The sequence below is a fragment of the Natronolimnobius baerhuensis genome (assembly GCF_002177135.1).
GTDB lineage: Archaea > Halobacteriota > Halobacteria > Halobacteriales > Natrialbaceae > Natronolimnobius > Natronolimnobius baerhuensis.
The window spans coordinates 138,074-151,266 of the sequence record NZ_MWPH01000005.1 but is presented as its reverse complement, the minus strand read 5'-3'; the positions used below and the strand labels follow the sequence as shown (position 1 = coordinate 151,266).

At 56.5% G+C, this 13,193-nt stretch carries 12 protein-coding genes; 9 read left to right on the top strand and 3 right to left on the bottom strand.

Annotated elements, in window-relative coordinates; all coding sequences use genetic code 11:
- Positions 1-334 precede the first annotated feature (334 nt).
- The 6 genes from B2G88_RS18550 (at position 335) to B2G88_RS18525 (ending at position 6,795) form a co-directional block, all read left to right on the top strand.
- Entirely contained in the window at positions 335-1,099 is a 765-nt protein-coding gene (locus B2G88_RS18550; protein ID WP_087715629.1) for an IclR family transcriptional regulator, read from the top strand.
- Between the two features lie 116 nt (positions 1,100-1,215).
- A complete protein-coding gene (locus B2G88_RS18545; RefSeq protein WP_054861929.1) occupies positions 1,216-2,190 on the top strand; it encodes a dihydrodipicolinate synthase family protein in 975 nt (324 codons plus the stop codon).
- 10 nt (positions 2,191-2,200) lie between these two features.
- A complete protein-coding gene (locus B2G88_RS18540) occupies positions 2,201-3,283 on the top strand; it encodes a mannonate dehydratase (RefSeq protein ID WP_176393295.1) in 1,083 nt (360 codons plus the stop codon).
- 107 nt (positions 3,284-3,390) lie between these two features.
- Positions 3,391-4,248: an NAD-dependent epimerase/dehydratase family protein gene (locus B2G88_RS18535; RefSeq protein ID WP_087715628.1), complete on the top strand. Its 858-nt coding sequence runs from the start codon at positions 3,391-3,393 to the stop codon at positions 4,246-4,248.
- Positions 4,249-4,302: 54 nt separating this feature from the next.
- Complete coding sequence (locus B2G88_RS18530) at positions 4,303-5,349, top strand: lactonase family protein (RefSeq protein WP_087715627.1); 1,047 nt, start codon at positions 4,303-4,305, stop codon at positions 5,347-5,349.
- Between the two features lie 207 nt (positions 5,350-5,556).
- Positions 5,557-6,795, top strand: a complete 1,239-nt coding sequence (locus B2G88_RS18525; RefSeq protein ID WP_054861932.1) for an MFS transporter — start codon at positions 5,557-5,559, stop codon at positions 6,793-6,795.
- Between the two features lie 79 nt (positions 6,796-6,874).
- On the opposite strand, the gene B2G88_RS18520 is transcribed toward B2G88_RS18525, so the two are convergent.
- Together B2G88_RS18520 and B2G88_RS18515 are read right to left on the bottom strand one after the other, a co-directional pair.
- The gene (locus B2G88_RS18520; protein WP_054861933.1) at positions 6,875-7,708 is read right to left on the bottom strand and encodes a VOC family protein; all 834 of its coding nucleotides are present in this window, start codon (positions 7,706-7,708) and stop codon (positions 6,875-6,877) included.
- A gap of 347 nt (positions 7,709-8,055) precedes the next feature.
- The gene (locus tag B2G88_RS18515) at positions 8,056-8,562 is read right to left on the bottom strand and encodes a universal stress protein (protein WP_054861934.1); all 507 of its coding nucleotides are present in this window, start codon (positions 8,560-8,562) and stop codon (positions 8,056-8,058) included.
- A gap of 1,033 nt (positions 8,563-9,595) precedes the next feature.
- Here B2G88_RS18515 and B2G88_RS18510 point away from each other — a divergent pair.
- The gene (locus B2G88_RS18510) at positions 9,596-10,366 is read left to right on the top strand and encodes an IclR family transcriptional regulator (protein WP_087715626.1); all 771 of its coding nucleotides are present in this window, start codon (positions 9,596-9,598) and stop codon (positions 10,364-10,366) included.
- Between the two features lie 101 nt (positions 10,367-10,467).
- Positions 10,468-11,139: a helix-turn-helix domain-containing protein gene (locus B2G88_RS18505; RefSeq protein ID WP_054861937.1), complete on the top strand. Its 672-nt coding sequence runs from the start codon at positions 10,468-10,470 to the stop codon at positions 11,137-11,139.
- Positions 11,140-11,315: 176 nt separating this feature from the next.
- On the opposite strand, the gene B2G88_RS18500 is transcribed toward B2G88_RS18505, so the two are convergent.
- Positions 11,316-12,029: an alpha/beta fold hydrolase gene (locus B2G88_RS18500; RefSeq protein ID WP_217895833.1), complete on the bottom strand. Its 714-nt coding sequence runs from the start codon at positions 12,027-12,029 to the stop codon at positions 11,316-11,318.
- A 540-nt stretch (positions 12,030-12,569) separates the two neighbouring features.
- On the opposite strand from B2G88_RS18500, the gene B2G88_RS18495 reads away from it, so the two are divergent.
- On the top strand, positions 12,570-12,842 hold the full coding sequence (locus B2G88_RS18495; protein ID WP_054861938.1) for a PadR family transcriptional regulator: 273 nt from the start codon (positions 12,570-12,572) through the stop codon (positions 12,840-12,842).
- Positions 12,843-13,193 lie beyond the last annotated feature (351 nt).

Below are 13,193 nucleotides of genomic sequence, written 5' to 3'. Positions count from 1 at the left end.
AGTTACGAATTCCACGACACTGATTTACGCGTGTACTGGTGTAATTAGGTGGGTGGGGCATCGATACGCTCGTCATAGTCGCTGCTCCTCGCCAACTATCGACCGCATATTCAGTCTCGAGAAGCCTTCCCCCAGTAGATTCGAACAGGCCGAACAATGTTCGATAGTATTTGCTCTCGCTCGAGGCTGTTCGAGCGTCCACGCAGCGAGGGCGTGACTCGAGTATCGACGTGCGTGTCCGCGTCGAGGAGAGAACACACTCGAGTGGCGCTGAACCGGCTGATTTCTCGGCGGAGAACAAGCGTTATATGAGATGACTCCGATGACGAGGTACATGCCGACGAATACGCCCAGACAGATCGATGCAGTGAGAAAAACGAGTCATATCATCACGTCGTTACAGGAACACGGCAGCGCTGGCGTCACCGAAATCGCGACCGACGTGGGGTATTCGAAAAGCACCGTCCACGGACACCTCGCGACGCTTCACGACGAGGGGCTGATCGTCAAAGACGACCACACCTACCGGCTGAGTCTGTCCTTTCTCGATATCGCTGAATCGGTCAAGCGAACGGTCGCTGAACATGATGTCGTGCGCGAACAGATCCGAGCGCTCGCGGACGAAACTGGCGAGGTCGTCCATTTCGGTGCCCAAGAGCGCGGCCGAGTCGTCTATCTGGAGAAGGCCAAAGGCAACTCGGCAGTCCAGACCAAATCGACGATTGGCGGGCGCATGCCGATGCATTCGACGGGTCTCGGCAAAGCAATTCTCTCGACGCTCCCTCCGGAGACTGTCGATCGCATCGTCGAGGAACACGGCCTCGAGCAGCGAACTGAACACACGATTACGTCCGCCGACGAGTTGACCGACGAACTCGAGGCGACGGCAGCGCGTGGGTACTCGATCGACGACGAGGAGAACATTCCCGGCGTTCGCTGTATCGGCATGGTCGTCAGTGTCCCCGAAACGGAGGTTATTGGCGCTGTAAGTATCTCAGGCCCCTCACAGCGAATGACTGACGAGCGACTCGAAACTGAGCTTCAACCGACGATTGCACAGGCGGCAAACGTGATCGAAGTTAATTCGCTATACTCCTGAGCTGCTGCCCAGCACGTGCTCTCGAGCGTCACCCGGCGTCTGTCGCATCGGGAGACAACTGCGAGTGTCCGCTGCGACAATACCTTTATAACCCAGCCGTTCGATCGATGTAATCGATGGCATTCGAGACCGAGCAGGTCAAAGAGCGGCTCAGAGGCGTCGCTGTCGGCGTCCTCACGCCGTTCGACCAAGACGGTGAGATCGACCACTGGAAAATTGAAGAGAACGTCGCGTCGCTGTACGATCAGGGCATTCGGACGTTCCTTGCGGCTGCGAATATCAGCGAATATCACTCGCTGTCACAGACAGAACGGATCGCAGTCACCGAGACGGCCGTCGATGCGCTCCCGACTGATGCATGCGTCCTTGCCGGCGTTGGCGGTAGCACGTCAGCGGCTCAAGACCTCATCCGGGCCTACGATGACATCGGCGTCGATGCGATGATGGTAATGCCGCCGGATCACACGTATATCCACGAACAAGGACTTCTGGACTATCACCGAGAACTGGGGACTGTCTCAGCAGCACCACTTGTCCCGTACATCCGCGGATACGAGCCGTCAGTCGAGTATCTCGCCCAACTGACCCGCCTCGAGTGCGTTGTCGGAATCAAGTACGCACTCGAGGATGCCGTTACCCTCGGTGCGAGTATCAGCGCCGGTGCGGACGACGTGGTCTGGGTGAACGGCCTCGCAGAACCGTATGCGGTTGCGTTCTGGGCAGAGGGCGTCGAAGGCTTCTCGGCGGGTGTGAGCAACTTCCGTCCCGAAATCGGGTTGGCGTTGTTTGCGGCTCTCTCAAACGAGGAGTGGGACCGCGCTCGCGACCTTCGGGACCTCTGTCTGCCCTATCAGAACTTCCGAGAGGGGACCGGAGAGGACAACTCGATCGCCGGTGCAGTGAGCGTTCCAGCGGTGAAACAGGGCCTCGAGTTCGCTGGACTCCACGGTGGGGCCGTCCGCGATCCGATCCGCTCGCTTACGGATCATGACCACGAGCGTCTCGAGTCGCTGTATTCGGACCTTGCCGATGGGGTAGACCGACTCATCGATGGTTACTCATTGGAAAGAATTAAATACGGAACAGCGTAGGATACGCTCGATGAGTCACACTCCATCACTCGAGAGTCACGATTCCGACCTTCCGTTGCGTGCCGGGACTCGAACGCGAACGCTGTCCGATGAGCGCCTGCAGTTCTGTCGCCAGATCGGCATCTCGGATATCTTTCTGGACCACCGCGCTCCACGCGGTGACGTGTTCACAGATGAAGGCAGCGATGACGACGAAACGATCACGATCGACGAGGGCGTGATTCCATCAGTCTCCGAACTCGTCCAGGCCCGCCGTCGTGCAGAAGACGCCGGATTGCGTCTCATGGGCATTCAGTCGCTGAGCTACAACATCTACGGAAAGATCATGCTCGGCAAAGACGGTCAGGACGACCAACTCGAGACGATTAAAACCCTCATTCGGAATCTGGGACAGGCCGACATTCCGATCTTGGGCTACCAGTGGAACCCACGCGGTGTCGTTCCGATGCGAACCTCACAGACGACCCGCGTACGCGGCGGCGCTCGCGGTCGAGAGTTCGACATTGACGATCTCACACAGCCCTACGAGCGAGCACCAAGCGTCGAGCGCGAGTACAGCGAGGCAGAACTCTGGGAAAACTACGAGCGCTTCCTCGAGGAAGTGCTTCCAGTCGCCGAGGAGGCTGGCGTTCAGCTGGCGCTGCATCCGGCTGACCCACCGACCGTCGAACAGCTTGGTGGCATCCCTCGGCTGTTCCGCAATCGCGAGGCGTTCGAGCGAGCCATGGAAATCGTTCCAAGCGACAACCACGGCCTCAAGCTTTGCCTCGGGTGCTTCTCCGAGATGCCTGAGACGGACGTTATCGAGGTCATCAATCACTTCGGGAAGAACGACGATATCGTGTTCGTCCACCTTCGCGATGTGATCGGTACGTGGCCGCGTTTCACCGAGACGTTCCTCGACGACGACGAGAGCAACTTCGATACGCTGGCCGTCCTCAAAGCACTCGACGAAGTCGGCTTTGACGGCGTCATGGTCCCGGATCACGTCCCCGAGATCGTCGACGATACCAAGTGGGGGCACCGCTCTCGAGCGCACGCAATTGCGTACGTCAACGGACTGCTGACGTGCGTGAACGGCGGCGAGAAGTGAGCACTCGTCGAATCGCGAACTGAAACGAGCCGCTGGTCTCGAGCAGACTCGCTCGCCTGTCACAGCGGATCGGAAGTTTATTTTCCGTGTCTTCGCATCGGTTTCGCATGGACGTTCTCGTGACCGGTTCCTATGGGAGATGCGGGACTGCGATCATCGACCACCTGGATGCGACAGACGACTACAATTTCACGTACCTGAATAGATCGGACCGACCTGCTGATCACCCCTACGGCTCGTTCGATACGCACGTTGCCGATATCGCGGACTCCGACGCGATCCGCCCGGCGTTTACGGGACAGGACGCCGTGATTCATCTCGCCGCCTATCCCTACACCGACGGGAACTGGGACGACGTCTTCGAGCCGAACATTCTCGGCATGTACAACGCACTTACCGCAGCGCGTGATGCTGGTGTCGAGACCTTCATCTACGGCTCGACGAATCACGTCGTCGGACAGTACGAACTCGAGCACGCCCCCGATATCTACCGACCTGACCACGACATTACGGTCCGTCCAACGGATCCGATTCGGCCTGATTCGTACTACGGGACGACCAAAGCGTTCGGTGAATTACTGGGGCGTCAGTACATCGAAGCGGACCACGTCGAGTTTCCGACACAGTTCTACGCGCTTCGTATCTGTACGGTCAATTCCGAGCAGTACGACCATCCCTACGGTGACGCGGAGTTCGGTGTCGATGCTGGTGACTGGGATCGCTCGAGCGAGGCGTACGACCGCGCTGTGAACCGAATGAAGGCAATGTGGCACTCGCGCCGTGATTTTGCACACCTCATCGAGTGTTGTCTGCAGGACAAGTCCGTCGAGTTCGATATCTTCCACGGCGTCAGCGATAACGACCGCCGGTGGTTTTCGCTTCGGAACGCTCGTGACCGACTCGGCTACGACCCAGTCGATGACGCAGCCGAGTGGACAGCCCCGCCACAGGATGACTCATCGTGACTTGAGTTGGGGCACACCAGAACAATCAATATCGCGTAGTCTGACTACTCGAGTGTGACATCTGAGACGCATATTGCAGCCGTCGGTACGTATAGTGCTGCAGAGACTCCTGGCGTGTACACTGTCGCGATTGATTCAGCAACTGGCTCGATCGACATCCGCGACGAGGTCGATGCCGGCCCTGATCCGACGTTCGTCGCCTCACATCCGAGCGATGCGGTCCTGTATGCCGCTGTTCGCGAGGAAGACGAGGGTCGTATCGTCGCCTATGATGTCGACCAAGAAACAGGCTCATTGACCAACATCGGTACGGCACTGAGTGGCGTTTCCAGCCCGTGTCACTGCAGTGTCGACGCAACCGGGCAGTTCCTATTCGTGGCCCACTATCATGGTAGTGCTATCTCGATGCTCCCTATCGACGCGGATGGGACCATCGACGACCCCACTGCTGTCATCGACCATCACGGCTCGAGCGTCCACGACGAGCGCCAGACGGAGCCACACCCACACTCGATCACGCCTGGTCCGGACAATCGCTTCGTCTACGTCCCTGATCTTGGTACCGACCGGATCGTGACCTACGAAATCGACCACGAGGGCCAACGACTCGAGCGGTGTGCTGAGACGGAAACTGATCCGGGAGCCGGTCCGCGCCATCTTGCGTTTGGCCCGGACGGAACATACCTCTACGTGATCAACGAACTCAACTCGACCGTGACGAGTTACACGCGGGCCACAGACGGCTCGCTCGACGAGCACGCAACCGTCTCGACGCTCCCGGATGCGTTCTCCGGCCAAAACAAAACCGCCGAAATTGCGGTTCACCCCTCGGGACGCTACCTCTTTGCCTCAAACCGCGGACAGGATGCAATCGTGACGTTTGCAATTGCCGATGGCGACCTCGAGAGCGTCGCGAGTTCCTCGAGTGGCGGCGAGTGGCCGCGTCACTTCGCGGTTGGCCCCGCTGGTGAGTTCTTGTTCGCGGCGAATCGCGACAGTGACGATATCACTGCGTTCTGGATCGACGAGGAAACTGGCTCGCTGATTCCTGCGGGCAAACGAGCCTCGATCCCAGAGCCTGTCTGTATCCAGTGGCTGTAAGACGCTCGCGTACCCGTTGCGACTGACAGTGCTGGAGTGGGTCGCTCGAGACACTCACGCCCCCTGGCAAATCCGGGTGAACAACAATCCACAATCTTTTATAATAGAGGTGCATTAGCTCGAGTTGAATGGCATGGAGTAACAGCACACTCGCAAGTATGGGCCTCTCTGAAAATTGCCTCTCTCGCGTAACTCGAGTGACCGACAATGGGAACTGACACGAGCAGCCCCATCAACTGGCCGATGCTGGCTACCCTGCTCGGCATCGGTGTGATGGCATCGTTTTCCGGCGGCCTCATCAATCCGAACATCCCCGAAATCCAAAGCACGTATTCGCATCTGGATAACTCCGAGACGTTAGCGCAACTCGTGAGCACGATGTCGGCACCGATCGTCGTCATCGTCGCCCCGATCGTCGGGATTATGCTGGATAAGTACCGTCGCAAACCGATTCTGATCGCCGCAATCATCATTTACGGGATCGGGACGAGCATCGCCTTCTTCCTCGATTCACTTTACTTGATCCTCGCGACTCGCATCCTCGATGGAATCGCCGTGGCGACAGTAATGGTCACGATTCCAACGTTGATCGCAGACTACTACTCTGGGGGCCGTCGCGAGACGATAATGGGGTGGTACAGCGCCGTCTCAGCCGGTGCCGGTGCCATCGCTGTCGTCCTCGGCGGACTTATCGCTGACTTCAACTGGCGGTACCTGTTTCTCGTCTACGCACTGGCGCTGCTCCTGTTACCGCCGGTCATCCGCTACCTGCACGAGCCAGTGGTGACTCAGGAAGAAAGTAGTGCCAGTGACGATATCGGCCGACTCGAGGCCGTCCGGAAAATCATCCGGGACTCGCCAGCACTGCTATTGCTTGGCATCTACGGTGTTGTTGTCTTTGGCTACCTGACGAATAACCTCATCCAGATCGAGGTGCCGTACTACCTTCAGGATAGTCTGGATATCAGCGGGTCGCTGACTGGTATTGCCCTTTCGGCAGCGATGCTCGCCGGATTCGTCGCTGCGGCACTTTACGGTCGAATCAAGAGTCGCCTGCGCCACGGAACCATCGTGGTCATCGCGTTCGCTGTTGCGAGCGTCGGCTACGTGCTGATCGGTCTGACACAGAGCTTTGCGCTCATCTTCATCGGAATCGTTATCGGTGCCGGTGGACTCGGACTCATCCTCCCGACGGCAAACGACTGGGTGGCAGCAGCTGTCGATAAGGAGTACCGTGGCCGTGCACTCAGTGGCGTGACGATGATGATGTACCTCGGATTCGCTATCTCACCGTTCGCTCCCGCACCGCTGATTAATGAGTTCGGCCGTGCGACCACGCTCACGATGTGGGGCGGCGCACTCGTCGTAATCGCTGTCTTCGCACTCGTGATTAAGCAAACCTCTGGTCGCCAATCACCGTCGATTGCGAGTCAGGACCAAAGCTAACACCGCAGACGCACCATTTTGATCGATACCGCTGTTTTCGACACTCGTTTTTGTCCGTTGCAGGTAGCTGTCTCAGCGATTAGGGTGTTCGAATTCGAATCGAAATCCCGTCTGGATCGCTGATCTCGAGGAATTCCCCGTGGTCGACAACATCTTCAGTATCTGCGAGTCGCTGTCGAACTGTCGCAATCGACTCATCGGGAACGATAATCTCGAACCACGATAGTCCGCGCCCGCCTGTTGGCTGGGAGCGTCCAGTCCACGTATTCACGCCGAGATGGTGATGATAGTCACCAGCGGCAAGGAACACCGCTGAGCGTATCGCCGTTTGCACGGTCAGGCCAAGTGTCTCGACGTAAAACGACTGCGCCGCTTGCAGCGACGTTGCCTCGAGATGGACGTGACCAACTGTCGTCTCGGGCGGGACGGCCACACTGCCGTCTGACTGGGCGCCAATCACGCCGATATCGAGTGGAATCGTTCCAATCTGAATCGAACCATCGTCTGCACGCGGCCACGCGTCTTTTGGCTTATCAACGTAGATCTCAACGCCGTTTTTCTCGGGATCAGTGAGATACAGCGCCTCGCTGACGTAGTGGTCGGAGGCACCATCGAGGTCCCACTCGCTTCGTACGCGCTCGAGTGCCCCACCTAACGCAGCGCGCGAGGGAACCTTAAACGCCGTATGGAACAGTCCTGCCTGTTCTCGAGTTCGTGGCGGTGCATCTTCGTCTTGCCGTAACTCGAGTAATGGCTGCTCGTCGGTGCCAAGCGTCGCCGTGGTCTTTGCTTGTGACCGAACCGTGAGTCCAACCACGTCTCGATAGAACGCGACCATCTCCTCGAGGTCTGTGACGACGAGTGCAACGCGCCTGATCTGTGCGCGGTCCGGAATGAGTGGCTCGGCAGTCATTTGCTTCGGGACGCCACGGTTCGGTGCTGGCGCGCCCTGTTCTCGCCGGTGCTCACTGCGTGTGTTCGATGCTGTTGTCGGTCGATTGCTGCTGTCCAGTCGCCGACCTGAGCAGCTGGCACTGTCGGGGTCCGTTCCTCCTTCCCAACCCCCCTCACCAACTGACTGTGTGGTTCAGTCATTGGTTGCTATCGGCACCGAATCCATATATAGACCCGGTAACACTGGTGTCACTGTTTGGGTAAAAGATGATCGCAACACGCTCACATCTCCGGATTACTGTCTGTCAGTTCCAGTCTGTGTGGAGTGTTCTCCGGACTGGCCGAGACGTGGTTCCAGCTGCCAGGTCACTCGTCCTGCACGAACGTTACTGGACACGGTGACTCGATCAGTACCGTCTGGACGACGCTCCCAAAGACGACCTTCTCCGTCGGCGAACGACGCTTGCCGCCGATTACAAGTCGATCTGCACTGGTTTCCTCCGCAAGGGCAACGAGCCCGTCACTCGACTCGCCGACGACGCCACGGACGTGATACTCGACGCCACTGTCGGCTAATCGGCGTGCTGCTTCTTGAACGGCGTCGTGTTTTGACACTGCATCATCCAGATCCTCACCGTCGGTGTACTCCTCGAGGACCTCATCGTATTCGTTTTGCGAGAGCACGTAGGGATGTTGTGAGCCGAATACTGGCGTGGATGCATTTGGAATGCTTCCCGTTTCGGTGGCGATTGGGTGGCCGATAACGACCGTCGCAACAAGCGGGGCAGCATACTCGAGTACGGTGTCAGTCAGTTCGGCCACACGGTCTGCGTCCTGGTCACTAACGGCAAGCAAGATTGTCTCAATCGGCATGACAGAGAGTTATGAATACGGAGGTATATATGTGCTCATCCATGCAAGAGTCCCCGACTTTTCCCGTTCGGTGTGTTCGAATCGCCCCAGATAACACATGATCGTCAACGGGCTCTCTGGTCCTCTGTCTCTCCCACAGCAGTGTGTAACAACTGCTCTCTGTGGCTGTCACCTGCTGTTGCTATCCGCTTCGGTGGCTCTTTCCCCCAATTCCTTTGCGTTCGACCGCTTCGAACATCGTGTCGCTCTTCGATGTTGTCTCCTCCGCACCTCTATTGACACTCATACCTGTGTAAATCACCGCCTGCTGTGTGGTTTCTACTGGCCCTGCGATAGCTTCCTCCCCGTACTCGAGACGACTCTCCTCGCGCTGACAGCCGATACGGCGGCTCTCAGTCGTTATTCGATGTGGCCGAACCAGTTTCGGCTGTCGTCATACCTTCCAATTGTTTCTCTGCTCGAGAGACATCCGGTCGTGCCGATTCTATCAAGAGATTTATAGTTATATTGACAGCCATATTTTAGTTGCCTAAATTATATATGAATGCATAATATTATACGAAACTGGTGACTACTAAACTTCGATTGGAGCTGACGTTCTCGAAACCAAATCTTGCACATCGACTCTACTACCTTCTTACTCCCTTTTTGTGATTACTGCATCCGATTTGCTGTGAGGGGTTGCTCCCTATACGACATTAGTCGTTCCTAGATTCCCACCTTACCGATTATCTACAGAACCGTCTACGATACGGCCTCTGACGGTGAATTGTGGATGATCTCCAACAGAAGTTTCTGTTATCCTCTATATTAACGCGTAGATGGTATGTATCCCTTACTATCTGGAATTTGCTATATTTATGTGTGGACTCGAGGCCATTCATTTGTACGCACAAGACGTTCACACTGCCCGAACGATTCAGCGTTGATGCAGTGGTTTGTCCCTACTCGAGTGGCATACACAGATACAGTATATAAATGGTTCAGACGGCGAACGTCATCCTCTATCCGGTTCGAACCGCTTGTTTCTGGTATGTCCACAGCAGTTCCACGGCAGGTCGACTCGGCGAAGAAGACCTGTCGCATCATCACGCTACTACAGGAGCGTGGGCCTGTCGGGGTGACAGAACTTGCAACTGAACTCGGCATCTCGAAAAGCACAGTGCATGGCCACCTTGCGACGCTTACTGACACCGGACTGGTCGTCAAAGAAGACCACGCCTATCGGCTTAGCCTCGAGTTTTTGAGTACTGCAGAGTCCGTCAAAAGTTGGGTGGCAAACCCGGATACCGTTCGCGAGCAAGTCCGGGAACTTGCAGCGACCACCGGTGAAGTCGTTCATTTCGGTGCCAAAGAAGGCGACCACGTTGTCTACCTCGAGAAGGGAAAGGGCGGGTCAGCCGTCCAAACGGTGTCGTCAGTCGGCGATCGGATGCCACTGCATTCGACCTCACTTGGCAAAGCAATCCTTGGTGAACTCCCGTCTGCGCAGGTCGACGAGATCGTCACTGAGACGACGTTCACCGAGCGGACACCACACACGATCACCGACGCTGAAACGTTACACCAGGAACTCGAGACGACGGCGTCGCGCGGCTATGCAATCGATGATGAAGAGAACATTCTGGGGGTCCGTTGTATCGGAACGCCGGTGAACGTCTCTGGAACGGGTGGAATTGGTGCCCTGAGTATCTCCGGCCCGGCTCGTCGGATAACTGATGAACGCATCTCGAGTGAGTTACAGGATCAACTTGTCCAAACCGCGAACGTGATCGAAGTCAACTCGCTCTACAGCAGCTCCTGAACGGTCTTCGACTTCTTCTGGGACGTTTTTCACACCTTGTGTCACGGTCCTTCAGCTCTGTGACACTGAGAATTATGATGGGGCATCTCCCATGACAGTGTGTGGCATTAATTGGCAAACTGGCAATCGGGAATCCGGTGGGGGAACAGGCACTGGCTGAAGTGCCAGAGATGGTACTTGAGGTCGAAGATATTCGGTCGCTGGCCGACGACCCGTGGACGTTCGTCTTCTGGGCCGCAGGCGATGACTTTCAGACATACGAGTCCGCACTAGACGATGATCCGACTGTGTCGACGTACGAGTGCCTCACTGCGTTGCCTGACCGGCGGTTGTACCGGTGTGAACTGTCTCCGGAGGGGCAACAACACACGCTTCAGTTCGTCGCGATCGATGAAAACATCCTCACAATTCGGTTGACACTATCGGCGTCAGGGATCGAATACGTTGGCCGATTCCCCTCGAGAGAGGCACTGCACTCGTTTCGAGAGGTCTGTATCGAACAGAACCGCTCGTTTTCAGTCCGTAATCTCTACGAGGAACAGGCAAGTGGGGACGACGAAAGACGGTATGGCGTTACGGCCAGTCAACGCGAGACACTCCTGACCGCACTGGAGCAGGGCTACTTCGAGGTTCCTCGAGAGACACGGATGGAAGACATAGCTGGCGAACTCGAGATTTCGACGTCCGCCGTCTCTGCCCAACTCCGGCGTGGCCAGGCATCCCTGCTTCGCCATACGTTGGCTGCCCACTCGTCGATAGCGACTCGAGAGTAAGTCGTATTCCACCCTGGGAGTCAGTGGAAAGCGGTCTGCTGCAGTTACCCTATCTGGGAATTCGATGTAGATCGTGTTTCAGCCTCTCGTCAGATACCGTTTCTGTACCGTTTGAAACAGCTGTTGCAACAGATCTTTTTACTCCAAACCGTTGTCGGCTGTTCTCTCCGTAACCGTCACACCGTCGGGAGGAACGTCCGAAGTTCCTCGGTTGCACGCGCTCGCTCGTCCCAGAAGACACAGTGTCCGGCGTCGTCTACATGTACGAGTTGCCCATCTGGGAGGTACCCAGTGATCTCCTGTTCGCGCTCGCGTTCTTCCTCATCCGCATCAGCTTTCAGGATAAGTGTCGGCGCCTCGAGATCGCCGTATATTTCGGTGGGGTCGAGCAACTCAGCCTCGAACACACGGGCAATCTCGGGTCGGAGTCGGCCTCTGGCTTCGGCCACTCGCTGTGCGAGGTCTGGCTGGCCGGACTCGACAAGGTCCCTGAACATGGTCTCGGCCTCGAGGAGTTCCTCGACGCTTCGGTCTTGCCACTCCGCAATCTGTGCCTCGATATTCTTTCCTGGGTCGCCTTCGATCACGTCATTATTGACCCCATCGACCATCCAGACAGGGTCTTCGAGGATGACCGCTCGCGGCAGCTCTGGTCGGCGGGTCGCAGCTTCCGTGACCGTATCGGCACCCATGGAGTGACCGAACAGGATTGGGTCGTCAATCGCGAGTTCCTCGAGCAGTCCGAAGAGGTCCGCTGCCCGTTCAGACGCGCCGTAGTCTTCGTCCGGGGCGTCGGAACGCCCGTGGCCGCGAGCGTCGTACAGCACGACATCGAACTCGTCCTCGAGTTCGCGGGCGAGCTCGAGCCGACAGTACCCATCGTCGGTCAAGCCGTGGGAGATGACGAACGGCGACTCTGACCCGCCGGTGCGACAATAGTGCAACTCAATGCCATTCGTTTCGACGAAACCGCACTCCCACTGGTCCGGGGAGCTGTGTTTGTCCGCTCATTGACGTGACCTCGTAGTCAGAGCAGAAAAATATCGGGGTTGGTCGGTCGAGTGGAGACGGTGACTGTCACGTTTTCAGGCTGCTAACAGACGACTCGTACTGCCGTATCCTCCGAACCTCTGGTATACCAGTCAGGCAGCTGGAGTTGCGAACGACAGGATCTATGCACGGGATGGTTCGTCTCGACGTCGAGGGTGGGAAGAACAGTACGTCGACGAACAACTCTCATCAACGGAGTAACTGAGATACAATGGGTTCAGATGGAAGGACCATCTCCTATCGCCCTTAACCAACAAATCGCTAAATCTGCTCTGTGTTGGTTAATCTCTACAGGCTGCGATAGTGTTCGCCCGTTGTATGACCTTACAGCCATGTATCGGCACGATAACAAACTTGATCTAACTTGTTCGGCTTGTTATATGCAAGACCTTACAGGATTCCAGCGAGACCTGCTGTACGTGATCTCCGGTGCTGACCAACCATCCGGACAGGACGTCAAAGAAGAGATTGAGCAGTACTACAGTAGTGAGATCAATCATGGACGTCTGTATCCGAATCTCGATACAGTCGTCAACAAGGACTTTGTCGAAAAGGGGCAACTTGATCGGCGAACGAATTACTACGCGATCACGGATGAAGGTGAGCAAACTATCGAGGAACGGCAGGCATGGGAGTCTCAGTTTCTCGACTAGCGAGGTGCGTTGTCATGGCCACTTCCTCTCTCGAGAAGCGATCACCTCTCACTATGAGGGTGATATCCATTTCAATCTTCCTGTAATCCAAGACCAATCCAGAAATAAAGTACTTGGAGAGGATACTGTACAGAAACACTGGAGGAAGCAGTTGAGTTCGTAATTGAGCACGAAGCCTTGCACAGCGCTATAGAGGATCACAAGCCCGACGAACTCCGAAAACGTGAGAATTAATTCAAGCACCAGTGGCAGGACTCAGGTCTTCTCAGGAAGACCTACTTGTTCTGCACCAGTTTCTGGTATTTTTTCGGGCACGGGAAAGACTAGGACGAAGAGCACATACTATCCAAG

What these genes read in the sequence shown, in the direction of transcription:
- B2G88_RS18520 (WP_054861933.1), bottom strand. Translation starts at nt 7,708, where the DNA reads ATGACTGCCGAGCCACTCATTCCGGACCGCGCACAGATCAGGCGCGTT.
- B2G88_RS18535 (WP_087715628.1), top strand. Translation starts at nt 3,391, where the DNA reads ATGGACGTTCTCGTGACCGGTTCCTATGGGAGATGCGGGACTGCGATC.
- B2G88_RS18545 (WP_054861929.1), top strand. Translation starts at nt 1,216, where the DNA reads ATGGCATTCGAGACCGAGCAGGTCAAAGAGCGGCTCAGAGGCGTCGCT.
- B2G88_RS18515 (WP_054861934.1), bottom strand. Translation starts at nt 8,562, where the DNA reads ATGCCGATTGAGACAATCTTGCTTGCCGTTAGTGACCAGGACGCAGAC.
- B2G88_RS18525 (WP_054861932.1), top strand. Translation starts at nt 5,557, where the DNA reads ATGGGAACTGACACGAGCAGCCCCATCAACTGGCCGATGCTGGCTACC.
- B2G88_RS18540 (WP_176393295.1), top strand. Translation starts at nt 2,201, where the DNA reads ATGAGTCACACTCCATCACTCGAGAGTCACGATTCCGACCTTCCGTTG.
- B2G88_RS18495 (WP_054861938.1), top strand. Translation starts at nt 12,570, where the DNA reads ATGCAAGACCTTACAGGATTCCAGCGAGACCTGCTGTACGTGATCTCC.
- B2G88_RS18510 (WP_087715626.1), top strand. Translation starts at nt 9,596, where the DNA reads ATGTCCACAGCAGTTCCACGGCAGGTCGACTCGGCGAAGAAGACCTGT.
- B2G88_RS18550 (WP_087715629.1), top strand. Translation starts at nt 335, where the DNA reads ATGCCGACGAATACGCCCAGACAGATCGATGCAGTGAGAAAAACGAGT.